This is a genomic window from Bacillus aquiflavi, assembly GCF_019915265.1.
In the GTDB taxonomy this organism is placed as follows: Bacteria; Bacillota; Bacilli; order Bacillales; family Cytobacillaceae; genus Bacillus_BT; species Bacillus_BT aquiflavi.
Genome location: NZ_CP082780.1, coordinates 559,906 through 585,340, shown reverse-complemented (window position 1 = coordinate 585,340; position 25,435 = coordinate 559,906). Strand labels below are relative to the sequence as shown.

25 protein-coding genes are annotated in these 25,435 nt (G+C 35.0%); 2 read left to right on the top strand and 23 right to left on the bottom strand.

Annotation, left to right across the window (positions count from 1 at the left end):
- Positions 1-10: 10 nt before the first annotated feature.
- Positions 11-1,249, top strand: coding sequence for a hypothetical protein (locus tag K6959_RS03040; RefSeq protein WP_163238862.1), 1,239 nt, complete (start codon positions 11-13; stop codon positions 1,247-1,249).
- Positions 1,250-1,425: 176 nt separating this feature from the next.
- Here the strand turns inward: K6959_RS03040 and wrbA are convergent, their stop codons facing one another.
- The 7 genes from wrbA to K6959_RS03005 all read right to left on the bottom strand — a co-directional run bounded on the left by wrbA (position 1,426) and on the right by K6959_RS03005 (position 8,219).
- Positions 1,426-2,040, bottom strand: a complete 615-nt coding sequence (gene wrbA, locus K6959_RS03035; RefSeq protein WP_163238859.1) for an NAD(P)H:quinone oxidoreductase — start codon at positions 2,038-2,040, stop codon at positions 1,426-1,428.
- A 30-nt stretch (positions 2,041-2,070) separates the two neighbouring features.
- Complete coding sequence (locus tag K6959_RS03030) at positions 2,071-2,772, bottom strand: pirin family protein (protein ID WP_223087587.1); 702 nt, start codon at positions 2,770-2,772, stop codon at positions 2,071-2,073.
- A gap of 301 nt (positions 2,773-3,073) precedes the next feature.
- Complete coding sequence (locus tag K6959_RS03025; RefSeq protein WP_163238855.1) at positions 3,074-3,901, bottom strand: aldo/keto reductase; 828 nt, start codon at positions 3,899-3,901, stop codon at positions 3,074-3,076.
- Between the two features lie 79 nt (positions 3,902-3,980).
- The gene (locus K6959_RS03020) at positions 3,981-5,039 is read right to left on the bottom strand and encodes a cytochrome-c peroxidase (RefSeq protein ID WP_223087585.1); all 1,059 of its coding nucleotides are present in this window, start codon (positions 5,037-5,039) and stop codon (positions 3,981-3,983) included.
- A 117-nt stretch (positions 5,040-5,156) separates the two neighbouring features.
- The gene (locus K6959_RS03015) at positions 5,157-5,813 is read right to left on the bottom strand and encodes an HAD family hydrolase (protein ID WP_163238851.1); all 657 of its coding nucleotides are present in this window, start codon (positions 5,811-5,813) and stop codon (positions 5,157-5,159) included.
- 226 nt (positions 5,814-6,039) lie between these two features.
- Positions 6,040-6,597, bottom strand: a complete 558-nt coding sequence (locus K6959_RS03010) for a class I SAM-dependent DNA methyltransferase (protein WP_309484803.1) — start codon at positions 6,595-6,597, stop codon at positions 6,040-6,042.
- A gap of 233 nt (positions 6,598-6,830) precedes the next feature.
- Positions 6,831-8,219 carry an L-cystine transporter gene (locus tag K6959_RS03005; protein WP_163238849.1) on the bottom strand — a complete coding sequence of 463 codons (1,389 nt, stop codon included), beginning with the start codon at positions 8,217-8,219 and terminating at the stop codon, positions 6,831-6,833.
- Between the two features lie 280 nt (positions 8,220-8,499).
- Here K6959_RS03005 and K6959_RS03000 point away from each other — a divergent pair, with 280 nt between their 5' ends.
- Complete coding sequence (locus K6959_RS03000) at positions 8,500-9,756, top strand: NADP-dependent malic enzyme (protein WP_223087584.1); 1,257 nt, start codon at positions 8,500-8,502, stop codon at positions 9,754-9,756.
- A 193-nt stretch (positions 9,757-9,949) separates the two neighbouring features.
- Here the strand turns inward: K6959_RS03000 and yhbH are convergent, their stop codons facing one another.
- The 16 genes from yhbH to K6959_RS02925 all read right to left on the bottom strand — a co-directional run bounded on the left by yhbH (position 9,950) and on the right by K6959_RS02925 (position 25,395).
- Positions 9,950-11,119 (bottom strand): sporulation protein YhbH, encoded by a 1,170-nt coding sequence (yhbH, locus tag K6959_RS02995; protein ID WP_262421877.1) that lies wholly within the window; start codon positions 11,117-11,119, stop codon positions 9,950-9,952.
- Between the two features lie 325 nt (positions 11,120-11,444).
- Complete coding sequence (locus tag K6959_RS02990) at positions 11,445-11,957, bottom strand: acyl-CoA thioesterase (protein WP_163238843.1); 513 nt, start codon at positions 11,955-11,957, stop codon at positions 11,445-11,447.
- 225 nt (positions 11,958-12,182) lie between these two features.
- A complete protein-coding gene (locus K6959_RS02985) occupies positions 12,183-12,974 on the bottom strand; it encodes a MerR family transcriptional regulator (RefSeq protein ID WP_223087582.1) in 792 nt (263 codons plus the stop codon).
- A gap of 135 nt (positions 12,975-13,109) precedes the next feature.
- Positions 13,110-13,544, bottom strand: a complete 435-nt coding sequence (locus K6959_RS19520; protein WP_316252541.1) for an MMPL family transporter — start codon at positions 13,542-13,544, stop codon at positions 13,110-13,112.
- Positions 13,474-15,225, bottom strand: coding sequence for an MMPL family transporter (locus K6959_RS02980; protein WP_316252517.1), 1,752 nt, complete (start codon positions 15,223-15,225; stop codon positions 13,474-13,476). The genes K6959_RS19520 and K6959_RS02980 overlap by 71 nt, the downstream gene beginning before the upstream one ends.
- Before the next feature lie 290 nt (positions 15,226-15,515).
- Positions 15,516-17,411, bottom strand: a complete 1,896-nt coding sequence (locus K6959_RS02975; RefSeq protein WP_223087580.1) for a PrkA family serine protein kinase — start codon at positions 17,409-17,411, stop codon at positions 15,516-15,518.
- A 600-nt stretch (positions 17,412-18,011) separates the two neighbouring features.
- The gene (locus K6959_RS02970) at positions 18,012-18,644 is read right to left on the bottom strand and encodes a response regulator transcription factor (RefSeq protein ID WP_163238835.1); all 633 of its coding nucleotides are present in this window, start codon (positions 18,642-18,644) and stop codon (positions 18,012-18,014) included.
- Entirely contained in the window at positions 18,622-19,686 is a 1,065-nt protein-coding gene (locus K6959_RS19515; protein WP_223087579.1) for a sensor histidine kinase, read from the bottom strand. Before K6959_RS19515 ends, K6959_RS02970 begins: the two co-directional genes overlap by 23 nt.
- Positions 19,683-20,402, bottom strand: a complete 720-nt coding sequence (liaF, locus tag K6959_RS02960) for a cell wall-active antibiotics response protein LiaF (RefSeq protein ID WP_163238831.1) — start codon at positions 20,400-20,402, stop codon at positions 19,683-19,685. Before liaF ends, K6959_RS19515 begins: the two co-directional genes overlap by 4 nt.
- Positions 20,403-20,676: 274 nt before the next feature.
- Complete coding sequence (locus tag K6959_RS02955) at positions 20,677-21,327, bottom strand: PspA/IM30 family protein (RefSeq protein WP_163238829.1); 651 nt, start codon at positions 21,325-21,327, stop codon at positions 20,677-20,679.
- A 15-nt stretch (positions 21,328-21,342) separates the two neighbouring features.
- A complete protein-coding gene (locus tag K6959_RS02950) occupies positions 21,343-21,696 on the bottom strand; it encodes a lmo0954 family membrane protein (protein ID WP_223087578.1) in 354 nt (117 codons plus the stop codon).
- Positions 21,697-21,998: 302 nt separating this feature from the next.
- Positions 21,999-22,358, bottom strand: coding sequence for a PepSY domain-containing protein (locus K6959_RS02945; RefSeq protein WP_163238827.1), 360 nt, complete (start codon positions 22,356-22,358; stop codon positions 21,999-22,001).
- Positions 22,359-22,381: 23 nt separating this feature from the next.
- Complete coding sequence (locus K6959_RS02940) at positions 22,382-22,927, bottom strand: hypothetical protein (protein WP_163238825.1); 546 nt, start codon at positions 22,925-22,927, stop codon at positions 22,382-22,384.
- A 166-nt stretch (positions 22,928-23,093) separates the two neighbouring features.
- Positions 23,094-23,843 (bottom strand): oxygen-insensitive NADPH nitroreductase, encoded by a 750-nt coding sequence (gene nfsA, locus K6959_RS02935; RefSeq protein ID WP_163239134.1) that lies wholly within the window; start codon positions 23,841-23,843, stop codon positions 23,094-23,096.
- 141 nt (positions 23,844-23,984) lie between these two features.
- On the bottom strand, positions 23,985-24,467 hold the full coding sequence (trmL, locus tag K6959_RS02930) for a tRNA (uridine(34)/cytosine(34)/5-carboxymethylaminomethyluridine(34)-2'-O)-methyltransferase TrmL (RefSeq protein WP_394373020.1): 483 nt from the start codon (positions 24,465-24,467) through the stop codon (positions 23,985-23,987).
- Between the two features lie 55 nt (positions 24,468-24,522).
- Entirely contained in the window at positions 24,523-25,395 is an 873-nt protein-coding gene (locus tag K6959_RS02925; protein ID WP_223087575.1) for an amidase domain-containing protein, read from the bottom strand.
- Between the last annotated feature and the right edge of the window lie 40 nt (positions 25,396-25,435).

Here is a 25,435-nt window from a genome sequence, read left to right as displayed (position 1 = left end):
GGAGTTTTTTATGTTACGACAATGTAATGAACACGACTTTTATCGAATAATGATTGTGTCAAAAGATCGGCTAAGTCCAGATCGCATTGTAAAATTTTTTTGGGCGGCATTTGTTTTTAGTGGAATCATCACGGCAGTTCTTCTTTTTGGCTCAAGGTCCAATGTAAATATTACAAATCCAATTTGGTCAGTAATTGTAAAAACTGGTATTATTTTACTCGTTATTCAATTTACCATCGCAGTTTTCTATATGAGAGAAAAAAATGCTTATCATTTTCAAAAGTTACAATCCTTATTGTTAAGTATTATTTCACTAAAAATGTCATTTGAATTATATTTCATATATTTTTTACTATGTGATGATCGGTTTGCACCAAGTTATCTGAAAACTACAGCAATTACTTTATTTGTTGGTGGATTGGTCTATTTAATTTTTACAACCTTTAGGGGGATTAAAAAAGTTCAACAAGGTGAACTGCGTAAAGACGGTAGTGGATTATACAATATCCAACAATCAAAGAGCAATATTAGTTTGCCGATTATATTTGGAGCGACGATGATGGGCGGAGCCATTTCCAGAACGTTATCTAATTCGTCGAATACGACTGAAAATATACTTGGTTTATATTTTTTTCTTTTACTTTGCGTTATTCTCCAATATACAATCGCTTTCGCATGGCCTGAACTCTTTCTGCTTACCTATTGTAAATTTAAGTTTGAATCGTTTCAAATTCCGATGTCAAAACAACCCCGTTCAAACAAAAAGCAAACGATGCCATTTAAAACACAAAGACAGGAAAAAAGAGAAGTAAATATAAAGCGCGCTCCAATCGAATTTCATCATGTCATTAGTACGATCACAAGATGTAAAACCGACGAGTGGTACTATACAGCATTAAACTTTGAAGGTTCTGTTATTAGAACTGGATTAAAGAGTACAGGGACAATTATTTATAAAGTTGCTAATTTTAATGAGGCAACTAATGAGGCGCATTATACATTCTACATCCCGGTAAATACAGCGATTGAAATGGAGGAAAATGATAAATATATTTTTAATAATATCTGGACATTTGATGACGGTTTAATCCTTCGTAATGGGAATTTAGATGAAAATATGGAACACTATTATGAATTGCTTCGCACGAAGGCGAAAGCAGATCATCTTAAATTAGAAGAGCCGTTCTATCATATTTTAAAGGGTGATGGATATGTTCATATTTATGCACCTATTGTAATAGAAGACTAATTAGAAATTGACCTTGTCGACAAGCTAAAGCTGGCTCTTAAAGTTGTCGACAAGGTCAATAGTTAAAACTAAATACCCGAAAACTTACTCTCACCTCAAGGTTTGCAGCACGAAGTGAAGTAAAAAAGAACATAGTATGAAGCATCATTTTTACATCCTAGAGCGAGCTTTTTGTTTTATTTGCTTAAACCGCTTTTTACCCATTCAGCTATTTGTACTGTCCGTTTTGCTTGGTGCTTTACTGCTGCTTCAACATCTTCAATCATATTCCCTTCTTGATCAACAGTTACGGATGTTCCATAAGGATTTCCTCCTGCTGCATATGCTGATTGGTCTGTATATCCAGGTGCCGCAATAATAGCTCCCCAGTGCATCATTGTCGTATAAAGATGTGTAATTGTTTGTTCATGTCCACCATGAGCATTACCTGCTGATGTCATCGCACTAACTACTTTATTTGTTAATTTTCCTTGTGCCCAAAGTCCTCCAGTTGTGTCAAGAAACTGTTTCATTTGCGATGGAACATTTCCAAAGCGAGTTGGCACACTAAAAATAATTGCATCTGCCCAAGCAAGGTCTTCATGTGATGCTGTCGGAACGCCCTTTGTTTCTTCAACGTGCTTTTTCCAAGCTGGATTAGACTCTATTGCTGCTTCAGGTGCTAACTCTTGTACTTTTACTACTTTTATTTCTGCACCTGCTTCTTTTGCACCAGCTTCAGCCATTTTTGCAAGCTTATAATTTGTTCCTGTTGAGCTGTAATAAACAATTGCTAATTTTACATTTGACATAATCATCTCTCCTTATTTTATAAAATTTTACTATGGTAAGTCTATGAGCATCAATCTTGATTGTGTTGAAGCTTTTATTGCCAAGGAAGCGATATTAGCTATTCTTGATGAATCCCTCCGCTTCAATGTAATGCTATTATTTAACATAACTTCTCCTTCGATCACAAAAAGGAAAATTTTTCTCCCACTTTTTTGAGTAAATGAAATTTCTTTTTCACGTTGTAAATCGGCTAAATAAATTGTTAAATCTTGATGAATATGAGCAATGTTTTCGCCTGATTGTTTTGAAACTATTGGAAGAAGTTGATTTTGCAATTTCTCAACATCAAATTCAGTTTGTTCATAGGAAGGGGGCAGCTCATTTTCTTCTGGCAAAAACCATAATTGCAAAAGATTCACTTCATCCTCAGCAGATGGATTCACTTCAGAATGGACGACACCTGTACCTGCTGACATTCTTTGTACACCGCCAAACGAAGTAATGGCTGTTTTTCCAGTACTATCTTCATGCTTCAAATGACCTTTTAAAACGATTGAAACGATTTCCATTTCTCTGTGCGGATGAGCACCAAACCCTTTTAGGGGCTGAATAATGTCATCATTTAATACTCTTAACGGTCCGAATTGAAGATTGTTCGGATCATAATATTCTGCGAAAGAAAAACTAAAATTACTTTGTAGCCATCCATGATCCACACTATATCTTTCCTCAGCTGGATAAACTTTAATCATTTTTCTTCCTCCTTTCCATTAATATCTTGAATTTTAATATCTTGAATTCGAGATATTTAAGGAAAAATTTTTAAATTCAAGGATAGTTTCTTAAAAAATTATCTTGAATTCAAGATAATTATATGACTGTTTTATTTACTCGTCAATATTATTGCTTTTATAAGAAGGTAAATTCCTCCATCTACTCACTATTAAGTCAATCCCTCGACGGTGATAAAAATGGTTTTAACATACTTTCCAAAAAAAAGGTGGTAAAAAACGATTTTCTGTTTTTCACCACCTGTATTATTTTTTGAACTGATTAAAAATCAAAATTGTCCGGGTCTGGTCCGAAACGCTCGTTTTTATTTAAGGCGTTTATTTGTTCCATCTCCTCTTTGCTTAATTCAAAATCAAATATATTTGCATTTTCTTTAATCCGGGAAGGTGTCACCGATTTTGGAATAATGATAACCTCATTTTGTAAATGCCAGCGTAAAATGATTTGTGCCGAAGTTTTATCATATTTTGCTGCAATGGCTGTTAAAATAGGCTCATTTAAAATACGTCCTCTTGCGATTGGCGACCACGCTTCCACCTTTATACTATGTTCTTCGCAAAATGCCCGCACTTCAGTTTGTGAGAGTCGTGGATGAAGTTCAATCTGATTTACAGTAGGCTTTTCTTCACATTGCTCAAGAATATCTTTTAAATGATGAATTTGAAAGTTGCTCACTCCGATTGCGCGTACTTTTCCTTCTTTATATAGTTTTTCAAGCGCTCGCCAAGTTTCGATATACTTGCCAGCTACTGGCCAATGAATAAGATAAAGATCTACATAATCAAGACGCAGTTTATTTAAACTTTTTTCAAAGGCGCGTATTGTGGAGTCATAGCCTTGATCACTGTTCCAAACCTTTGTAGTGACAAAAATTTCTTGCCGATCAATTCCGCTTTCTCTTATGGCGTGCCCTACTCCTTCTTCATTATTGTAAAACGCAGCCGTATCAATCGAACGATATCCTGTACTTAAAGCCGTTTTCACTGTTTCAATTACTTGATCTCCTTCATCCACTTTATAGACGCCAAGTCCGAACTGCGGCATTTTGATACCGTTATGTAGCGTTACAGTATGTGAAATACTTTTCATGATCTTGATTCCCCCATTCATTAGAGTACATTTATATTATCACTTTTTTAAAATTGCTCATAATGAAATGGGTTTTTAATTATGGTATTTCTGGAGTTTCAACTTTCTCAACTTCACAGCTCATACTTTCTAAAAATGCTACAAGAGCATCAATTTCTTCTTCAGTTAACTGAAGTGGCTTTATTAATGAACTTTTATTCGGATGATCTCCGCCGCCCTCATTATAATATTCGATTACATCCCGTAAAGTTTCCAGACTTCCATCATGCATGAATGGTGCTGTATGGGCAACTCCTCGCAAACCTGGTGTTCTAAAGGCACCTTTGTCTTCTTCCTTTTGTGTCACTTCGTAGCGACCATCATCACCGGTTATGCCCAAATTATGATATCCATGATCCGATAATAACGGACCAGCATGACATGAAATACAACTAGCTTTTCCTACGAACAGCTTCATTCCCTCTTTTGCCTCATCGGTAATGGCAGCTTCATCCCCAAGTAAATACTTATCAAAATCAGTATCTTTCACTACGATTGTTCTCTCGAAGGCTGCAATTGCTTTTGCGATATTATCTACAGTAACTTTGTCATTAAAGACTTTATCAAACTCCTCTACATATTGTGGAACTTCATTGATCTCAGCAACTAACTCATCTAAATCTTGATTCATTTCCACTTCCGATTCAATTGGTCCTAGAGCTTGTTCTTCTAAGCTCCCTGCACGTCCGTCCCAAAAATTCTCCTCGTAATATCCTGAATTAATAATAGTTGGACTGTTTCGTTTCCCTTTTACACCTTCAAAACCAATAAAAGTTGCTAAGCCGTCACCATAACCAGCACCTGGTGAATGACAAGACATACAGCTTAATTTATTATTGCCTGAAAGGCGTGAATCAAAGAATAATTTTTTCCCTAATTCAACTTTTTCATCTGTCATCGGATTATCATCGGGAACTGGGATATCCCCTAGCGGTTCAAACATTTTTTTTGCATTTTCTAGCTCTTCATCACCACTATCAGACTTTATCTCTTCCTTTTTACTATTTTCATTTTTGTTAGAAGAAGCATGATCTGAAGAATTACAGGCTGCAAGTAACATGAGTAAACATACCATTGATATGAAGCTTAACTTTTTCACCTACTCATCCTCCTTGTAATTTTTATAAATGGTAATTTAGTATTCTTTTAGATTGATATCCATTATATGTTATTATAAACGTCATTTTGAAATTATTTCATGTAAATTTTGAATACTTTATGAATTTTTTGATGCTAAAATTTTTTCGATTTTTACATCTGAAAAAGTATTGAATAAAATAACCTTTTCAGCAAATTGAAGATGAGAAGTCATTTCGTTTGGAACGACGATACATGACATCCCTGCTCTTAAGGCCGCTAAAGAACCGTTTACGGAATCCTCAATTGCCAATGACTCACTGCCTGTTACCTCTAGTTCTTCCATTGCTTGATTGTAAAGCGCTGGATCAGGCTTAACCTTTTCGACATCATCTTTCGTTTTGATAGTTGAAAAATAATCAGTCAGCTTAAATTTATTTAAATAATAAAGCACCCACTCTCTCGAAGAGCTAGAAGCAACACCCATACGTAAACCTAACTTATTTCCTTCTTCTAATACGTTCAAGATTCCAGCACGTAAACTTAATGAATCATGCGAACGATTAAATTCTTTTCTAACTTTATTTATTAAATGTTTACGATCAACTTCGATGTTAGCTGTCGAATGAATCCATTCAAAAAGAATTGAATCTTCTGTACCTATACATTGAGAAAAACGTTCAAGAGAAAGGTTTAAGTCGTAATCTTTCAATAAAACCTCTCGATATACTTTAAACCAAAGCGTCTCCGTATCAATAATCGTTCCATCAAAATCAAAAATAACTGCTTTCAGCAAAAAATCCACTCCTTAAATGTTATCATGTGATTACTCTCCCTTTTGACAAACATAGATCATCTCGTAAGCTTGAGTAGATAACGGTGTTTTATTCCAGTCCTCATCTATATTCAAAATATTAAACTGGCATTTTTTAAGTAGTCGTTCCATCTCTTTTGGATATGTATAACGTAAAAAAAAGTTTGTCCGCTTCTCCTGTTGATGACCTTTGCTTCTTCGAATCGTTTCATAAATGCTGAATTTGAGTAATCGGATTATATTTGCTAATTGTAAAGACATCAACAAATACACCTTCTTTCCCTTTATATGTTTGCCAATATTCTTCTGCCTCAGGCTGTAATAATTCTTCTTTTGAAGGGAATCGTGTATTAAAAATAAAAATCCCATCCTGTTCTAAATGGTTAGCAACGTTCACTAAAGCTTTCTCTTGCGCCTCATTCGTTAAAAAATGCTGAAATGAATTCCCTACCATGTAAATCAGTGAACTCTTCATCTGTAAGGCTAACTTTGTAATATCTCGCTTAATCCATTTAATTGGTAAATCCTTTGCCTTATCCATTGCCCTTCGCAGCATTCCTTCATGAAGATCGATACCAACGATCGGAATACCATTTTCGGCAAGGGGAACAGTTAACCGTCCTGTTCCACATGCTAAATCAATAACTGTCCCGTTTGTATCTTTGGCAAATTCAAATAGTAAGTCATATTCCGTCATTATTTTATTTTCTACATCATACAAATAAGGATCTTCATATTCTTCAAAATTATCTTTAATATGAATCATATTTACACTCCACTCTATCAAACTTATTTTTACCTATTTTTAGCTCAATTGTAATATTATTTAATATAATTCACAAGCTAAGTTTGATAAAGGAACTTTCATCCATTACATTTAAATCAAAATTCCCCTTCTCACGATACGAAAAGTGATAAAGACTTGGGTACAAAAATGAATTCTAACATAACGAAATTAAAAAATTGGCAGACTTTATATTCATCTGCCAATTTTTTAATTCACATTTCTGCTTCAATTTTAGTTGCTGGATCATAAAACATTTTTGAGTCTAGTTCATTTGTAATGCGGCTTGTCATAATGCCTGCAGTCATACTTCCACTAACATTTAATGCTGTTCTTCCCATGTCAATTAACGGTTCGATAGATATTAGTAATCCAGCTAAGCCAATCGGTAAATTTAAAGCAGATAATACGAGCAATGCTGCAAACGTTGCTCCACCGCCTACACCCGCCACACCAAATGAACTGATCGCGACTATTCCAATTAAAGTAATAATAAATGAAGGTGTTAACGGATCAATGCCAACAGTCGGTGCAATCATAACAGCGAGCATGGCAGGATAAATTCCTGCACAACCATTTTGTCCAATTGATAATCCAAATGAGCCGGCAAAATTTGCAATTCCATCAGGAACACCTAAGCTTTTTTGTGTTTTAATATTTAATGGCAACGCCCCTGCGCTTGTACGGGATGTAAAAGCAAAAGTTAACACTGGGAATGCCTTTTTAATATAAGTAATTGGATGAAGCCCTGCTAAAAATAATAGTAGTAAATGGATGATGAACATGATCACTAAAGCAACATAAGAAGCTAATACAAATTTCCCCAACTTTAAAATAGCGTCAATATTACTTGTTGCAACTGTTTTTGTCATAATGGCCAGCACACCGTAAGGAGTGAGACGTAGTATTAACGTGACAACTCTCATAATAATCGCATAAATTGCCCCGATCATCTTCGCAAATAAATCCGCTTCTTCACGATGTTTTCGTCTTACACCTAAATAAGCAATTCCTAAAAAAGCAGCAAAAATAACGACGGATATCGTTGACGTTGGTCTTGCACCGGTAAAATCTAAAAATGGATTGCTCGGCAGCAAATCAAGAATTTGCTGTGGCATCGTTTTGTCTTCAATGAGACCAAAACTCTCCTCCAACTCTTCAGCACGTGCTGTTTCGGCATCTCCTTGTTCGATTTCAATCGCCTCTAAATTAAAGACAACAGATGTTAAAATACCAATTCCAGCTGCTATCGCTGTTGTACCAACTAGAATCGCGAGAATTAATGTACTAATTTTCCCGATATTATTTTTTAATGTTAATTTTGTAAAAGCTGTTAAAATTGAAATAAAAACGAGAGGCATCACAATCATTTGTAAAAACTTAATATATCCTCCCCCAACTAATTGAAACCAATCAGCTGACTTTTCAATCACTTCTGAAGTTGGACCGTATATAAATTGTAATCCAAAGCCGAAAATAATTCCGATTCCTAACGCTGTAAAGACTCTTTTTGAAAAAGAAATATGCTTTTTTTGCATATAAATTAATCCAATCATAAATAAAAGCATAATAGCAATATTGATTAAAACATATAAAGTAGTCAAGCTAATAACCTCCTTTTTCTATAATGTTAAAAATGTAATACATAAATTCCAATCAGTCAAGTATGAATTATATTTTAACTATTTTTATTCAAAGATAATCATTCGCAAAGATGATATTTCATCGTTATAAAAAAATATCTCCAATAATTTCTAAAGATGTCGAAATATTTTTAATTTAATTATTAATGATTTGATTGATTGACCGCTACATCTGTTATATAATAAGTAATTAAATTTGACATCTGTTTTAATACAGTTATTTTTTAGGAGAGTGAAAAGGATGAGAAATATCCGAAGTGAAGCACTTCAGATCCATAGTTCATATCAAGGAAAACTTGAAACTGTTTCAAAAATAAAAGTGAATAACTTAAAAGATTTAAGTCTAGTATATTCACCAGGAGTTGCCGAACCTTGTAAAGAAATTTATGTTGAAAAAGAAAAAATATACGAGCATACGATGAAAGGTAATACGGTCGCTGTTGTAACGAATGGAACGGCTGTACTAGGCTTAGGAGATATTGGTCCGGAAGCTGCTTTACCAGTTATGGAGGGCAAAGCAATTTTATTTAAAAATTTTGCTGGTGTGGATGCCTTTCCTCTTTGTATTGGAACAAATAATACGGAACAAATTATTGACACAGTGAAGCTTTTACAATCACAGTTTGGCGGTATTAATTTAGAAGATATTAAAGCACCACATTGCTTTAGGATTGAAGAGCAATTAAAGAAAGAATTAAATATTCCCGTTTTCCATGATGATCAACACGGTACTGCCATCGTTACAGTTGCTGGGTTAATTAATGCATTAAAGCTGACAGGAAAAAGCTTTTCAACAATAAAGGTTGTCGTTAACGGAGCTGGAGCTGCTGGGATCGCGATTACAAAATTACTGCAACACTTTCATGTCCGTGACATAATTATGTGCGATTCAAAAGGAGCTATTTATCAAGACCGTCCTTACGGTATGAATGACATTAAAGATGAAGTTGCCCAATTTACGAACAAGTCACAGAAAAGTGGAACATTGTTAGAAATAATTGAGGGAGCGGATGTATTTATTGGGGTATCTGTTGCGGGAGCGTTGACTAAAGAGATGATTTTAAAAATGAACGATAATCCAATTATTTTTGCAATGGCTAATCCAGAACCAGAAATAACGCCTAAAGAGGCAAAAGCTGCCGGGGCAAGTGTCATTGGCACGGGCAGGTCAGACTATCCGAATCAAGTTAACAATGTCCTTGCTTTTCCAGGGATTTTTCGCGGTGCATTAGATACTAGAGCTGTCGAAATAAACGAAGAAATGAAAATCGCTGCCGCCCATGCGATCGGGTCATTAATTCATGAATACGAACTAAATGAAGACTATATTATCCCTTCTCCTTTTTATGCTCGCGTTGCGCCTGAAGTTGCCGCAGCTGTCGCACAAGCAGCAATGGAAACCGGGGTTGCGCAAAAAAGAATTGATGTAAATTTACTGAAAAATAAAACATATCAGCTCTCATCAATTCAAGTCGCAATGGTAGATTCAATTGTTTAACAAAAGAGAAATTTATCTCCCTCTTATTATAAAGTTGAAAAAGAGGGAGATAAGTTTCAAAAAAAAACTGCTTGTAGACGATATAAGCATTTGAACCCTCGGACTTAAGGACGAGGTACGCAGCACATGGGGGAATTCTTTTGTTAACTGTCTAAATCCAATTTAATGTGAATTAGACGTAGACCTCTTTTATTTACACATATTGCTCACTTTCCTCTTTTTTAAAAAAGCTGCGCATTGCGTGAAAAACATCAGCTTTTTGTTTTAAAATATAGTAGCGAAACTTTTCATTTTTAATGTTTCTGTAAGCTGACATCAAAGTTGAATTGCGATTATATTGGTTCACTTCTCCATAGCCGAACATATTAGAAGCTTTTATAAGCTGATCAACTAGTTTGACACAACGAACATTGTCAGATGTAAGATTATCGCCATCCGAGAAATGAAACGGATAAATGTTAAACCTGCTTGGGCTATATTGTTCATCGATAAGCTCTAAAGCTTTAAGATATACGGAAGAACAAATTGTCCCGCCACTTTCACCCCGAGAAAAAAAGTCTTCTTCCGAGACAACTTTTGCCTCCGTATGGTGAGCAATAAATTCAATCTCAACCGTTTCATACTTCGTTCGTAAAAATCTCGTCATCCAAAAGAAGAAGCTACGGGCCATATATTTTTCCCAAATTCCCATACTGCCGCTAGTGTCCATCATTGCTAACACAACTGCTTTCGATTCAGGCTTAGTCACTTCATTCCATGTTTTAAATTTTAAATCTTCTTGATAAATCGGATGAAAGCTCGGTTTTCCGCTCATTGCATTTCGTTTAAATGCTGTTAACATTGTCCTTTTTTTATCAATATTCCCCATTAGACCGGTTTTACGAATATCATTAAACTCAATCTCTTCAACGATAATATCGTCCTGTTCTTTCCGTTTTAAATTTGGCAGTTCTAACTGTTGAAACAAAGCTTCCTCAATTTCCATTAATGAAACCTCTGCCTCATAATAATCTTCACCTGGTTGGTCACCTGCACCGTGACTTTTTCCAGCCATCTTATTGTCGCCTGATCCATCCCTAGCAATGACATCGCCAACTTGACTGTCTCCATCTCCTTGACCAACATGTTTATTTTTTTCATAGTTATAACGGATTTTATACTCATCGAGTGAACGAATTGGAATTTTTACGATTTCATCTCCACTTGACATAATAATACTTTCTTCTGTAATTAAATCAGGAAGGTTATTGCGAATCGCTTCCTGAACTTTTTCTTGATGACGCTGTTGATCATCATGTCCTTTTCGATGGAGGGACCAATCTTCTTTAGAAATTACAAACTGGCGGTTATGAGCAGCGGTCACCACGAACCCTCCTTTTATTAAAAAATAATAAACAATTATGCACACATTGTCACAACTACACATACAATAGAAGCGAGTGTGTAAAAAATTTAAAATTGTTATTTATTTATCCTATGCAGAAAGACAAAATAATTTACAAATTATTTTGACAATAAGATAATTGCCTATACTAGTAGACAAGCTATTGATTAGTAAAAAGTGAAAAATTGCCCTGTCCTAAAAAAGTAAAAACAATTAAATATCAGTATTCCTAAACATAAAAAAGGGCATCCAATAGCCTAGCCGAAAATCGACTTATTGGATCCCCTCGTTAATCGTGATGCATTTACCATGGGAGCTTTGGACCGTATCTTTTTACTCGTTCCTCACTCGCTTTTTTTCTTTTCTTACGAATTTCTGCTCTTTCCTTAGCGGTCTCATATAAATGCTTTTCTTCCTCAGTTTCTGGCACAATTTTTGGAACAGGAGTTGGCTTTCCATGCTCGTCAATTGCTACCATCGTTAAAAAGGACATGGCACATATATGACGTTCACCAGAAAGTAAGTCCTCTGCAATTACTTTTACAAATACCTCCATTGAAGTGCGGCCAGTATAAGTTACATAAGCCTCTAAACAGACAGAATTCCCTCTATAAATTGGATGAAGAAAATCAACAGAGTCTGTTGAAGCTGTAACAATATTATTTCTTGCATGTTTCATTGCTGAAATTGCAGCAACATCATCAATATATGCCATTAATTTTCCACCAAAAAGCGTTCCATAATTATTTGTATCTGGTGGTAAAACGATACTTGTCTTTACAACAAACGTCTCACGGCAAAATTTATAGTCTCTCATCATGCTGACTCCTTTTCTTGCTAAATTGTTACTTCTTTTAGATTATACTATTTTTAAAACTGTAACAAAACTTTTAAATTTAGCCATTGACAGCATTTGTAGAGAATAAAGATCTTTTCCGAAATGAATTGATGAACACCTGTTCTATTCGCTTCTGCTTTTCGGCCTTGACTGACAAGGATTTTCAACTAGTTTGAGGACCGTTACTTTAAATATTGACTTTGTCTACATGCTTGATTTATTATCACTATTTGGATCGTACATATCGTTTTTTAACATATAATACTCCATCGCTTGTTGCAGCCACTCATCTTCCTCTTTTGAAAATGGCGATGCAAACATACCTTCGATCTGTTCAGGTTCTATATTTTGTATATCGCTAAAAGCGTGTACGGACTCTTCCCCAACAAAAGCTAAAGTTGTCTGCATATATTGATCGATAAGTGCTTGTACTTCAGGCTCATCAACGGGTCTTCCCACTAATCTTTTTACTTCTTTAAAAAAAATTATGGATTTTTTATCCAATTCCACCATTTCTTCCTCATGTTTATTAAATAACTTATCAATAAATTCCTCTGACGTATATAGAGAAAGCCATTGTCGCTGTTCTTTCTCTGTTTGGATATTATTAATTAAACTCATTAAAATCGCACTATCTACCTCCCCTTCTTCGTCCAACAATGTGATCGTTCGATTAATCGCCTTTAATGCAGCTTCAATCTGTTCTTTTTTCTCGTTAAGTGCCTTTTTATGTGCTTGTAATGTTTCGTTTAAGCTTAAATCAAAGTGTGATTCTTTCATCAGCGTACATATTTGATCTAGACTATAACCAAGAAGTTTAAGGCTTACTATTTTTTGCAATGCTAATACATCTTGATCAGTGTATATACGATGTCCTGAACTAGGATGCTTTTTAGGTCGGAGTATCCCAATTTCATCATAATAATGCAATGTTCGTTTTGAAGTACCAGTCCTCTGTGAAAATTCCCCAATTGTGTATGCTTTTTCATTACTCATCTTCTCATTATTTCCTCCTATTTTTTAATTTCCGTCTTCCTAATCTGATCATACTACCTCACGTAACTGTAAGTTCAAGCGAAAAAATAAAAAATCCGTACCCATTTTAAATTAGTACGGATTTTTAAAAGGCTATTAAAAAGATGAGTTACTTTTAGATTTTACTGCTTCTTTTTCAAATAAAATAAGTAAGCTAGGCAACAATATACCTCTAATGAGAAACGTATCTAATAAAATACCTACAGCTACAATGAAACCAAAAACAAATAATAATTCGATCGGCTGTGTCATTAAAACAGCAAAGGTGGCTGCTAAAATAATCCCTGCGGAAGAAATAACCCCGCCTGTATTCGCAACTGCAATTTGAACTGCTTTTTTGATCGGATATTGTTTCCTCTCCTCAATATACCTTGATATTAAAATAATATTATAATCAATTCCAAGGGCGACTAAAAATACAAATGAGTAAAGAGGAACCCGATTACTAATCGTATCTATATTAAAAAATAACCCAGTTAAAAGCATCCCTAAACCTAATGCGGCTAAGAAAGAGACTAAAATCGTCCCCATCATATAAATAGGCATTTTGAATGATTTTGTTAAAAAAAATAAACATAATAAAAATTAGAATCGTTTCAAGTAATACGATAACAATAATATCTTGATTATTAACTGAACGGTCATCAACCGCTGCTGCTGTCTCGCCAGCAAAATAAAGTTTTCCGTTAAGACCATTCTTTTTCACCATATCATCTGCATGAGTTTGAATTTTTTCTAGTGCATCCATTGTTTCAATCGCATATGGACTTTCCTTAAAAGCCATACTGTATGATATGACCTTTTCATCTTGTGTAACACCGTTTACACGTACATGACTAACAAGTGGTTGTTGGGAAAGTGTGTTCAGTAAACGTTCTTGCTCTTCGTTTGTCATTTGATTTTTTGATTCAAATATAACAGTCGTCGGTGCTAAGTCTCCTTTTTCAAAGTTTTCTTCTAAAATGTCGTATCCAATCCTTGATGGCATATCGTTAGGAAATGACTTCATCATCTCAAATTCATATTGAATATTTACGATATTACTTGCTGAAACTAGCAGAAAGATACCGATAGAAACCGCTGAGATGATTGGTTTTCTAGTTACAAAACGTCCAACTTTCCCCCACAAAGAATGAGATGTAACCTTCTCATCGCCCACCCGTGGAACTTTAGGCCAGAACGCTTTTCTCCCAAAGGTCGTAAATAATGCGGGTACAAGTGTTACAGACGCTATCATTACCACGATTACAGCTGTTCCGAAAATAGGGGCAAAATTTTGGTAGTCTCCAAACTGAGCGAAAAATAATACGAGCATTGCCGCTAAAATCGTGGCTCCTGAATAAAAGATAGGGATGCCAACTCCACGCATAGCCAGTTTCATTGCTTCGTGTTTATTTTCATCATTTTTCAGTTCCTCCCGATAGCGCGAGAAAATAAATAATGAATAATCAATCACGGTTGCAAATAATAATATTGTCATAATTGAGATAGATTGATTGCTTAAAGGCACGCCTGCTTTTCCTAGAAAGCCAAGGAGATGATTGACGACACAATAGACGGCCGCAGCTGCTAATAATGGGATTAAAGCTAAAAATGGCGAGCGATAAATAATGATTAATAAGATAAGAATAATCCCTACTGTTGACAATAAAAGCACAATATCAGCCCGCGAAAATAAATCTAATGAATCTTTTGCAATCCCAGCAGGTCCTGTTACATACAATGTGAAGTCTGAATTTTTTTCGACTAATTGATATATTTGTTCAAGTGATTGTTTAACTTCTTTTGTTTCTAAGGAAGATTCAAACGTTAATGGAATTAAAGCGATCGTTCGATCGTCAGCAAAGAAACTAGCAGCAGCTTGGGGCGGCAGGCTCGCGATAGGAATAATCTCCTTTACACCAAAAACGTTTTCTTTTTCAAGCTTATGTAAAAGCTTAGTTAGTTCTGTTAACTTTATTTCATTAGGTGATTGAAAGATTAAAATTGCCGGAATTCCATCGCTTCCTTTAAAATAATGATCACGTTTTTTTTCTGCAATTACTGACTGTGCATCATCTGGTAAAGCGTCAATTCTTGACACTTCATAATCTTTTGCACTTGGGGCAAAGATTGTTAGTAATAGTGAAACTATCACCCAAATTGCAAGCGTAATCCACTTCCCTTTCCTAGTCGAAACACGGTCAGTGATGGTTTGTAATAATCGGGACACATGACCCCCTCCATTCATGAATGTGTTCATAAATTTGATAATAAGCTTTTAATACTTATACTATTAGGATCGTATATATAACCCTATTTTTTAAACATTTTAAGCTCTTGGCGAAGCTAGACTGGTCTACAGTAAATACGAGCTGCAACAATGCTAGTAGTCTAAGTCCGAGTACGAAGATAGAGCAGATCGAACAATCAGTCGTAAGCTAGAAATGAATAATGCAAGCGGTTGTCAACTGTCTAAAACCCGTACTTATTTTTTCAGTACGGGTTTTTTCTTGTTTGTTGTTAACGGTTTAATAAACTGCCGACATAACGGAGAAGATCATTTGCCGATGTTGAATTGTAGCCATACTCATCAATAAGCCGGGCTACCACTTCATTTACTTTTTTCAGTTGTTGTTCGTCAGGTGTTTTCGTTGACGTTGTAATTTTAACAACATCCTTTAAATCAGCAAAGAGCTTTTTCTGAATTGCCTCACGGAGTCGATCATGAGAATTATAGTCAAAGCGTTTTCCTTTCCTTGCAAACGCTGAAATGCGAATTAAAATTTCTTCTCTAAATGCTCTTTTTGCATTTTCTGAAATCCCAATTTGTTCTTCTATAGATCGCATTAATTTTTCATCTGGATTAATTTCTTCTCCAGTTAATGGATCATGGAGCTTTGTTTTATTACAAAATGCTTCAACGTTATCTAAATAATTATCCATTAAAGTTTTAGCCGATTCCTCGTATGAATAAACAAATGCCTTCTGAACTTCTTTTTTAGCAATATTATCGTATTCTTTTCGCGCTAAAGAAATGAAAATTAAATACCGTTCACGCAACTCATTTGTTATTGACGGATGCTGATCTAGTCCTTCTTTAAGCGAGCGAAGCACATCAAGCGCATTGATTGACTCCATTTCTTTACGGATGATTGTTGAGGAAATTCGATTAATGACATAACGAGGATCAATACCGCTCATTCCTTCATCTTGAAATTCTTTCTTTAATTCTTCAATATCAGCCGAATTATAACCTTCTACACTTTTCCCATCATATAAACGCATTTTCTTAATTATATCGATATCGCCTTTTTTCGGTTCCTTTAATCGTGTTAAAATCGTAAACATCGCTGCAACTTTTAACGTATGTGGAGCAATATGAACATTAGCAACGTCACTTTCCGCAATCATCTTTTCATATATTTTTTCTTCTTCAGATACTTTTAAATTGTAAGGAATCGGCATGACAATAATTCGTGAATGAAGTGCTTCATTTTTCTTATTTGCGATAAAGGAGCGATATTCCGTTTCATTTGTATGAGCGACGATTAGTTCATCTGCGGAAATTAACGCAAATCTTCCCGCTTTAAAATTACCTTCCTGAGTTAAGGATAATAAATGCCATAAAAATTTCTCATCACATTTAAGCATTTCTTGAAATTCCATCATCCCGCGGTTTGCTTTATTAAGTTCACCATCGAAGCGATAAGCACGCGGATCTGATTCTGAGCCATATTCAGCAATTGTTGAAAAATCAATGCTTCCTGTCAAATCAGCGATGTCTTGTGACTTCGGATCGGATGGACTAAACGTTCCAATCCCAACCCTTTTATCTTCAGAAAAGAAAATCCTCTCCACTAAAACATCTTCAATACAACCGTTATATTCTTTTTCCAATCTCATCATATTTAATGGGGATAAGTTTCCTTCGATGCGAATGCCATATTGTTCATAAAAGTCATCTCGTAAGTGATGAGGGATAAGGTGTAATGGGTCTTCATGCATCGGGCAGCCTTTTATCGCATAAATCGCACCCCTATCCGTATGAGAATACGCTTCTAAGCCTCGCTTTAACATTGTGACAAGCGTTGATTTACCTCCACTTACAGGTCCCATCAATAACAAAATTCTTTTTCGAACATCTAAACGCTTCGCTGCTGGATGAAAATATTCCTCAACGAGACGTTCTAAAGCATCCTCCAAACCAAACAGCTGACTACTAAAAAATTGATATTCTTTATGTCCGTTTTTCTCCTTTATTCCAGCGTCCTTAATCATATTATATACCCCTGAATGAGCTGACTGTGCAACCCAAGGCTTTTGTTTTAAAATTTGCAAATACTCAGCAAACGTACCTTCCCACTTTAATTTATTTTCTTCTTCTCTATACTTTTCAATTTTCTTTAAAATATCCATATGGACCTCCCCTTAGTCGCATAATCAGAGAATGTTAAAATACAAGACTGTTTCAAACGCTCACATCATCGTAACTTGCTACATCGTTGTAAGCTCATGAACTATACCTCGTACTCCCGTATCTCGTTTGACAAGCGTTTTCGTTCAGTCTCCAGTAAATCAATTAAATATATGACTTTGTCTGCAATCTCAATATACTTTATGCGTGTGGACAATTGAACATGCTTACTGAAAAAGAGGAACAACTTCCCCCTTTTTCATACACTTTTGAATTGATCATAATATTCTACATCCGATGGGTAAAAAGTGTGAAAGTCAAGTAGTTGATTTCAAAAGCAAAATAAGCTATTTAAAAAATTTCACGACATTACATTCACACTTTATTAAAATTGGGCTATAATAAAGGATATGATATTATTGGGTAAAGTTCTTACTTAAAGGAGGACATACATATGAAGTTGCTATTAATCCTAGGTGTTATTGTAGCTTTCCTAGCAGCGATTTTTACAGCAGGCTATAACGATAAGCCCGGTGTAGGGAAATAAAGTAAATCAAGCCAGAAGAAAAAACCTAGCCAGCTTTGACTAGGTTTTTTTCTAGCTATTTTACTAAATCGTAGCGAAATGCGTAAATCACCGCTTGAGTTCGATCTTGAACTTCCAGTTTACTTAAAATGTTGCTTACATGTGTTTTTACCGTTTTTAAAGCAATAAATAACTCATCAGCAATTTCTTGATTTGATTTGCCTTCTGCCATTAATAAAAGAATTTCTAATTCCCTGTTTGTTAAATCTTCATGGAGAAGTTTTTTATTTTTTTTTGTCATACGCATCATCATTTTCCCTGTTACCTCTGACTCTAAAACAGACTGTCCATGATAAGTTGATCGGATTGCTTCTGCAATATCATTTGCCCGTGATGTTTTTAATAAATAGCTTATTGCACCAGCTTCAATAGCTGGATACACCTTTTCATCATCAATAAAACTAGTCACAATGATGATCTTCGCTTCAGGCCACGCGTTAATGATTTCTTTCGTTGCTTCGATACCATCCATTCCATTCATGACTAAATCCATTAAAATAATATCAGGACGTAAAGTAAGAGCAAGCTCTACACCCTTCTTACCATTTTCTGCTTCCCCGATGACTTCAATATCCGACTGAGCAGACAGAAATGTTCCAACACCAATTCGTACCATTTCATGATCATCAACTAACAGAACCTTTATCATCGCTACCATCCTTTTTTTCAAAAATTGGTACTCTTACTTCGACGCTTGTTCCTTTGTTCGGAAAACTAATAATTTTTACAGTTCCTCCGATTTCACTTACACGTTCATTTATATTTTTTAACCCATAAGAACCGACTTTTTGCTGATCCATTGTAAACCCAATCCCGTCATCAACAATTTTTAGTAAAATAAATTGGTTGAATTTTTTTACCAGGACTTCTAAAGATTTTGCTTTTGCATGTCTAAGAGTATTAGACAATGCTTCTTGAACAATTCTAAATAAGTGATCTTCTACACCTTTTTCTAATTCAACCTCTTCTATATTCCACGATATTTCCATCGAATGCTTGACAGATAGTTCTCTTAATAACTCTTCAATTCCTGACTTTAAACTTTTTCCCTCTAACTGAACGGGACGTAGATGTAATAAGAGCGCCCTCATTTCAGATTGTGCATCTGTAATAATTCCCTCAATCATCGTTAATTGCTTTTTTGTCGCAGGTGCTGTTAAATCTTGCTGTTGATTAATAGCTGCCACGAGCATGGAAGCTGCAAATAGCTGCTGGCTTACTGAATCATGGAGTTCCCGAGCAAGTCTGCTTCTCTCTTTAGATACAACTTCCTTTAGCGCCTTTTCACTCCAAGCGGCTCTTTCATTTGCCATTTTTTGAGAAAGAAGTACTTGCTCTTTTAATCGTTCTTGAATATGGCCAATTTGGACACTCATCATTGTAATTTCTTCTACACCGTTGTCCGTTTGTGGAAGGGTTTGAATATTGCCATTCGCTAACTCCAAAAGGGCTGTATTTACTTTTTCAAGTTTGTTTTTAAAAAAGTTTCCCGCAATCATACTAAAGATTGCCCCTAAAATCATACTAGACACGATAATAAAGAGACTAAGAGGAAGCGATAATAGTTGCTTAGTAAATAATATTTCATACCAATCTGCATCAAAGACGATAACAAATGCAGTAATTGATAAACACGAGACGACAAAAGCAGTGCCGACAAAATAATAAAAAAAAATGAGGCGCACACTCATATATTTCTCACCTCTATATCTCCAACTACGATAGAAGTAAGAATTTTCAATTTTCGAGCTGCTGCGCTATATTCCTTTGAAACATAAATACAATTTTTATTAAAACCTTCTTCTTGTACATCAAAAATATTAATTTTCCCAACAAATACAGAATGGTTTACATAAACGTCAACATCATATGGCACAAGCAGCTTGATGTTACCGACCAAACCGCGAATGACGATCATCGATTCACCTTGCGGAAGCATCGTCATGCTTAAGTCAATAATTGTATCGCCTATCCCTGTATGAATATTAATGTCATCCATCTCATACACTTGCGTTCCTATCTTTTTATTACCAAACAACGAGTTTTTAATAAAAGGTTCTTTTTTCACCATCGTTGCTTTATTTGCGGGTTGGGTTGTCTCTACTTTTATAACATGAGGTTCCTTTTTTGTTTTCCAATAATATTGATAAAAAAAATGTAAAATTAAAAAAATGATGATAATTTTTAATATATTTAACTTCATTACAATCCCTGCTGCTGTAAAAATCCCGACAACAAGGAGAATCGTCCCCCATAAATGAGGTCTGAGTTTTAAACCTAAGTATATCGCTGCAGCTGCAAAGAAGATTGTAAGTGGATGTGTAAATAATGTTAATTCAACTACTAGCCCGATCCCGATGATTAATAATAACCATCTTATTGTTTCTGTATTAAGATAGTTCTTCATGCTGTCCCTCCTTCCTTGCAGCCTGCTATTCTTTTTAAAATTTTCATACTTATTTTACGTTATATTTACTTTTATTTAAACTTCTACTCAGAAATTCCTTATCAAATAAGGATTATACTATACAGAAAGAAAAGATTAAATGGGGATACTAAATAGAATCATGCTCTTTAGGAGATAATAAAGGGCGCAAGTGCTGGGGATTATGACCTTCTTGTATAGAAGAAATGAAAGCAACTTGAGCCCGTAGAGAAGTATATACTGAAACTAGATGTGTTTAATTTTTCGTCATTTCAATTGAATTGCCTCTATTTTTTAAAGTGTCTTCTAATTGGGAAATTCGGTGATCAAACATGTTACGTTCATAGCCATGATTTACACGAGCCTCTAAGTTTGCAATGTGATGCTCCACTTCTTCGAACCTTGTAAATGCACGATCCGTTTCTGCGTTATAAATGGCTTTATTAATTTTTTGATTGATTCTCGCAACATTTTCTCGTCCCATTAATTCCATCCGTTTCATTTGCATGTCTTTTATTTTCAATTTCATTTCACGATACTTTTGTTCTAAATCACCAAGTTGATTTACAGTTTCTTCATAAGACACCTTTAAGCGGGCGGCACGTTGTTCAAATTGTTGTTGTTCTTGTACAGCCATCTCATACAATTCTAATTCTTGAGCTTTTTGGGCAATTTGGCTTTGCTCCTGACGTTTTCGCGCCATGTATTCAGCATGTTTCCATTCTCTAAAAAATTCTTCCTTTAATTGATAATGACGATCGATTAATTGATTTACCTTCTTTGCCTCTTTTTCGCAATCACGTAAATATTGATTTAGTAATGCAACTGGATTTTTCATTTCTTTCTTGTCAATGGCATCGTGTAAGTCAGCAAGAATAGTGTTTTTAATCCGTTCAAATAAATTCATATTTTTTTCTCTCCTTTAAATATTGTTTTTGTTTATCTCATCCCATTGTTTGTCAAAGTTTGCAAACGGATCTCGTGCTATGATCTCCTCTTCATTTCCTTTATGTTTTTTATAACCGACATAAAGTAAATATGCGGCAATACCTCCCACTACAAATCCTGGTAAATTACTAACTAAACCGCTAAATCCAATCAAAACTACGATTCCCCAAAATATTTTACCTAAAGTAGAATCTGTTTTGAGAAACTGTTTAAAACCAAAGTAAGTAATTGCTAGGCTAATCGCCATCGCAATAATAGGACCTAAACTTGCTAATGCGATTAACAGTAAGATCAGCGCAAATCCGTAAACTATGATTTTCTTTATCATGTTTGTATTACCTCCTTTCTTATATTTATCATAGGGAATTATCGTGAAACCGATAACGAGCTTGAGATTTATTTTTATATAAGACTTGCGACCGATAACGACGGAATAAAACAAAAAAAACGGATTTTCCCGGTTAAGCTTGTGACAAAATGAATATTTGAATTTTTTTTGTTAGACTTGAGACGTGTAGCACAAGGTGTGAGCGAATAGAATAGTCTTTTATAGGTTCGTTTGTGAACAATCTGAAATCTGGGTTTTCCCGTTTTTTTATATTTATATAGAAACTAAACAGTGACAAATGATTAATCATCATCCCTCTTATAGGCAACAATCTCTCCTGATTGAGCATCGATGTATAGTTTATGTTCTTCGGATTGTCTCTCTATTTCAACTTTATAAACTAGAACATCATTCTTATATTTAAATTCAACCTCTTTTACAGTCCCATCTACTCGATTAATGGCAATTTGTACTGCTTCTTCCTCTGTGATCGTTGCTTCATTCACCCCCTGCTTCCTTTCAGTCAAATAACGATTTCTATCATTGTTATTATTTATTGCATATGTGATTGCACCAAAAATAGTAAGCAACAGAAGTATACTTGCAAAAATAACTAGCACTAACTGCTGATAACGTTGGTTTTTTGTTTTCTCCTTACTCATATATATATTCCCTCACTTTTTGATTAAGAAAATAACACATGGATTGCAAATACAATACTGAATAAACCGCCAATAAGAAGATGCATCTTCTTATCTAATCTTTTGTAACGAAGCATTCCTGTTAAACCTAAAAGAAAAAGCAGGGAAAAAGCAATCGTTCCTGTGAACCGCTCATCATCAAAAACAAACTGCTCTTTTAATGCAATCCAGCCATGAACAAACGTGATCCCGATCGTAGTAATGGCAATCGGCACATGCCATAAACGCACATATTTAAATATCGGTTGAACGAAAGAACGTATGGGCGATTTCTTCATCTTAATTAATCGCAAGCTTGGATATAATAAAACGGCAAAGAAAAATCCAAACATCCCAAGTGTTCCTAATACTTCAATTGTTTCTTCTAGCAGTTCATTCTCATATTCATAAGGAGAGAAAGGTATACTTGCTGTCGCGTATACACTGCCAATAATCCATAGTAAAGCAAAAAACAATGCAATAATGACAAGCTTTCTTTCTAAACTGTTTTTAATAAATGACGATTTTTTCATTGAATGTTGCTTATTCATAATAACTCCCTCCATTTCAACTCTAGTCTTACCCACATCATTTCTTTAAAAACATCATAAAAAAAGAAGCTGAAATATAACTGAAATAAACGAACAAATTTGCTGATTTAGTAGAAATAATAAAAAAGCGAAAGACTGTTTTTTCTAAAGTCTTTCGCTTTTATACTTAACGTAAATTCATTTTTTGCTTTTCTACATATTCTTTCATATAAGTTCTTGTTGATTTTTCTAGCATATTCGCTATTTGACCTGTCCACGTATCAGATCTTTTACCATTTGTTCGCTCTTTGTAATATACAGAAATAGTTTGATTATATTCTTGAAGCTGGCTTTCGGATACTTTAATATCGCGCTCATATTCATTCGTGTGATAAATATGCTCTAACGGCAGCCGCGGCTTTTTAGCTGTTTCTTTTGCTGGATACCCTACAGACATCCCAAATAAAGGTATAACTCGCTTAGGGATTTTTAGCAGCTTACTAACTTCTTCAAGATAATTGCGAATACCGCCAATGTAACAAATACCAAGTCCCATCGATTCAGCGGCGATCGCAGCGTTTTGTGCCGCTAATGCAGCATCAATAAGGGCAACCATAAATTTTTCTGTACTTTCAATAGTTGGAATGACATTACGGTTTTCCATTTTACCTATCAGTTCATGGCGATATAAATCAGCACAAAAAATGAAAAAATGTCCATTCTCTTCGACGTAAGCTTGCCCCCCGCTTATTTCAACTAACTGCTTTTTTATTTCTTGATCAGTCACACCGATAATCGAATATGCTTGTACGAAGCTTGATGTTGAGGCTGCTTGGGCACAAGCGACAATCGTATGAATTTGTTCTTCTGTTAACTGTTCATTTGTAAACTTCCGCACAGAACGGTGATTTAAAATAGTCTCAATTACTTTGTTCATTCTCATCGTCATCCCCTCTATATTTATGTAATTGGCCCCATACTTCATTAATCATTAATCTTGTAAGCTTATCAACTAGCAAACGTTTTCAATCAACCTTTAGAAAAATAGCTTCAAAGCTAAAAGGACCAGAATTGGCCCTTACGATAAATGTGGATAATTTTGTTGTCGTAATGCCTCATACACTAAAATTGCAGCAGTATTAGAAAGATTTAATGACCGTACATTTTGATTCATTGGGATACGCAAGCAAAATTCTTTATTTTTAGCAATTAAATCTTTCGGTAATCCAGACGTTTCCCGACCAAAGACAAAATAATATTCTTGATCTTGATCGCTATAGTCAAAAGTAGTGTGAGGTTTTTCTCCAAATTTAGTTAAATAGAAAAAATGTCCATCTGCGTTTTTTTGAAAAAACTCGTCAAGAGAATCATAATAAATAACCTGAACAAATTTCCAGTAATCTAACCCTGCTCGCCGAAGCATTTTATCATCAGTTGAAAAGCCAAGCGGGCGAATAAGATGTAACTTTGTATCTGTTGCCGCGCACGTTCGTGCGATATTGCCTGTGTTTGCTGGAATTTCTGGTTGATATAAGACGACATTGAGACCCATGATGTTCACCTCTAAATTAAACTCTATCAGCTATTATATACTACCGTTCTTTTGTCGGACAAGATTAGCTATCATCTATAATCGTAAAAAACTTATATTTTATGTTTTCTGTATAAGCGGTTGAATCCTCGTATGCCCAATAACGCATTCGGCTATTTGTCGTATGGGCATTAACGAGAGGCATATTATTCGCATCTTTTCCCGTCACAATCGTGTTATGGTCAAAACGACCATCTCCTTGAAAATCATAACAAATAACATCCCCAAGCAATAACTCTTCTGGACTGCTCACTTCTTTTGCTCTCAAGCCTTTGTTTGAACTGCCTAAATACGAACGTAATGAATGCGCAACAGCCCAGCTATAACTCCAATTATTATTTCGCATCCACCATCCCCTACTGCGGTTTGGCTGACCCCACATCGGTCCTCCACCAGCATGTAAACATTGTGATATATAGTTTGTACAATCTACATCAAATTTTTTATAGGCGGAGTTATAGTCATTCCACCATCGTTCTGCATATTGAACCGCTTTTAATCGGATATATTGATATGAAAATCGATTATTTTCATCTTCATATCGAATAAGCGGTTGTTCAATGCTAGTATCTTTAAGCGGAACAATTTCTTCATCTTCAACAAGTGTTCCTTTAAAAAACTGAGACTTACGTTGTTCAATTTCTTCTTCTAAGTAGATAAAGTTTTTTTGCTTAATTAAATATTGCAAATGGACTTCATATAATACATCGATTAAATCTTCGTTTTCTTTCAACTCATTGATTGTACCAGTTGCTTTCGCTTTTATGATTTCAGCTGATCTTTTTAATAAAGACTCTTTTTTCCTCGTAACTTTCGGGCACCTTTTTCCCCGATCAATTTTTTGTGAAACACATTGGTGAACTCTTTCCTCTAATCGTTGTTGAAGTTGACTACGCAACAAGCCATCACTCCCCTCTTTTCAATCATATGACTGATAG

What these genes read in the sequence shown, in the direction of transcription:
- K6959_RS03040 (WP_163238862.1), top strand. Translation starts at nt 11, where the DNA reads ATGTTACGACAATGTAATGAACACGACTTTTATCGAATAATGATTGTG.
- wrbA (WP_163238859.1), bottom strand. Translation starts at nt 2,040, where the DNA reads ATGTCAAATGTAAAATTAGCAATTGTTTATTACAGCTCAACAGGAACA.
- K6959_RS03030 (WP_223087587.1), bottom strand. Translation starts at nt 2,772, where the DNA reads ATGATTAAAGTTTATCCAGCTGAGGAAAGATATAGTGTGGATCATGGA.
- K6959_RS03025 (WP_163238855.1), bottom strand. Translation starts at nt 3,901, where the DNA reads ATGAAAAGTATTTCACATACTGTAACGCTACATAACGGTATCAAAATG.
- K6959_RS03010 (WP_309484803.1), bottom strand. Translation starts at nt 6,597, where the DNA reads ATGATTCATATTAAAGATAATTTTGAAGAATATGAAGATCCTTATTTG.
- K6959_RS03000 (WP_223087584.1), top strand. Translation starts at nt 8,500, where the DNA reads ATGAGAAATATCCGAAGTGAAGCACTTCAGATCCATAGTTCATATCAA.
- K6959_RS02990 (WP_163238843.1), bottom strand. Translation starts at nt 11,957, where the DNA reads ATGAGAGACTATAAATTTTGCCGTGAGACGTTTGTTGTAAAGACAAGT.
- K6959_RS02985 (WP_223087582.1), bottom strand. Translation starts at nt 12,974, where the DNA reads ATGAGTAATGAAAAAGCATACACAATTGGGGAATTTTCACAGAGGACT.
- K6959_RS19520 (WP_316252541.1), bottom strand. Translation starts at nt 13,544, where the DNA reads ATGGGGACGATTTTAGTCTCTTTCTTAGCCGCATTAGGTTTAGGGATG.
- K6959_RS02975 (WP_223087580.1), bottom strand. Translation starts at nt 17,411, where the DNA reads ATGGATATTTTAAAGAAAATTGAAAAGTATAGAGAAGAAGAAAATAAA.
- K6959_RS02970 (WP_163238835.1), bottom strand. Translation starts at nt 18,644, where the DNA reads ATGATAAAGGTTCTGTTAGTTGATGATCATGAAATGGTACGAATTGGT.
- K6959_RS19515 (WP_223087579.1), bottom strand. Translation starts at nt 19,686, where the DNA reads ATGAGTGTGCGCCTCATTTTTTTTTATTATTTTGTCGGCACTGCTTTT.
- liaF (WP_163238831.1), bottom strand. Translation starts at nt 20,402, where the DNA reads ATGAAGAACTATCTTAATACAGAAACAATAAGATGGTTATTATTAATC.
- K6959_RS02955 (WP_163238829.1), bottom strand. Translation starts at nt 21,327, where the DNA reads ATGAATTTATTTGAACGGATTAAAAACACTATTCTTGCTGACTTACAC.
- K6959_RS02950 (WP_223087578.1), bottom strand. Translation starts at nt 21,696, where the DNA reads ATGATAAAGAAAATCATAGTTTACGGATTTGCGCTGATCTTACTGTTA.
- K6959_RS02945 (WP_163238827.1), bottom strand. Translation starts at nt 22,358, where the DNA reads ATGAGTAAGGAGAAAACAAAAAACCAACGTTATCAGCAGTTAGTGCTA.
- K6959_RS02940 (WP_163238825.1), bottom strand. Translation starts at nt 22,927, where the DNA reads ATGAATAAGCAACATTCAATGAAAAAATCGTCATTTATTAAAAACAGT.
- nfsA (WP_163239134.1), bottom strand. Translation starts at nt 23,843, where the DNA reads ATGAACAAAGTAATTGAGACTATTTTAAATCACCGTTCTGTGCGGAAG.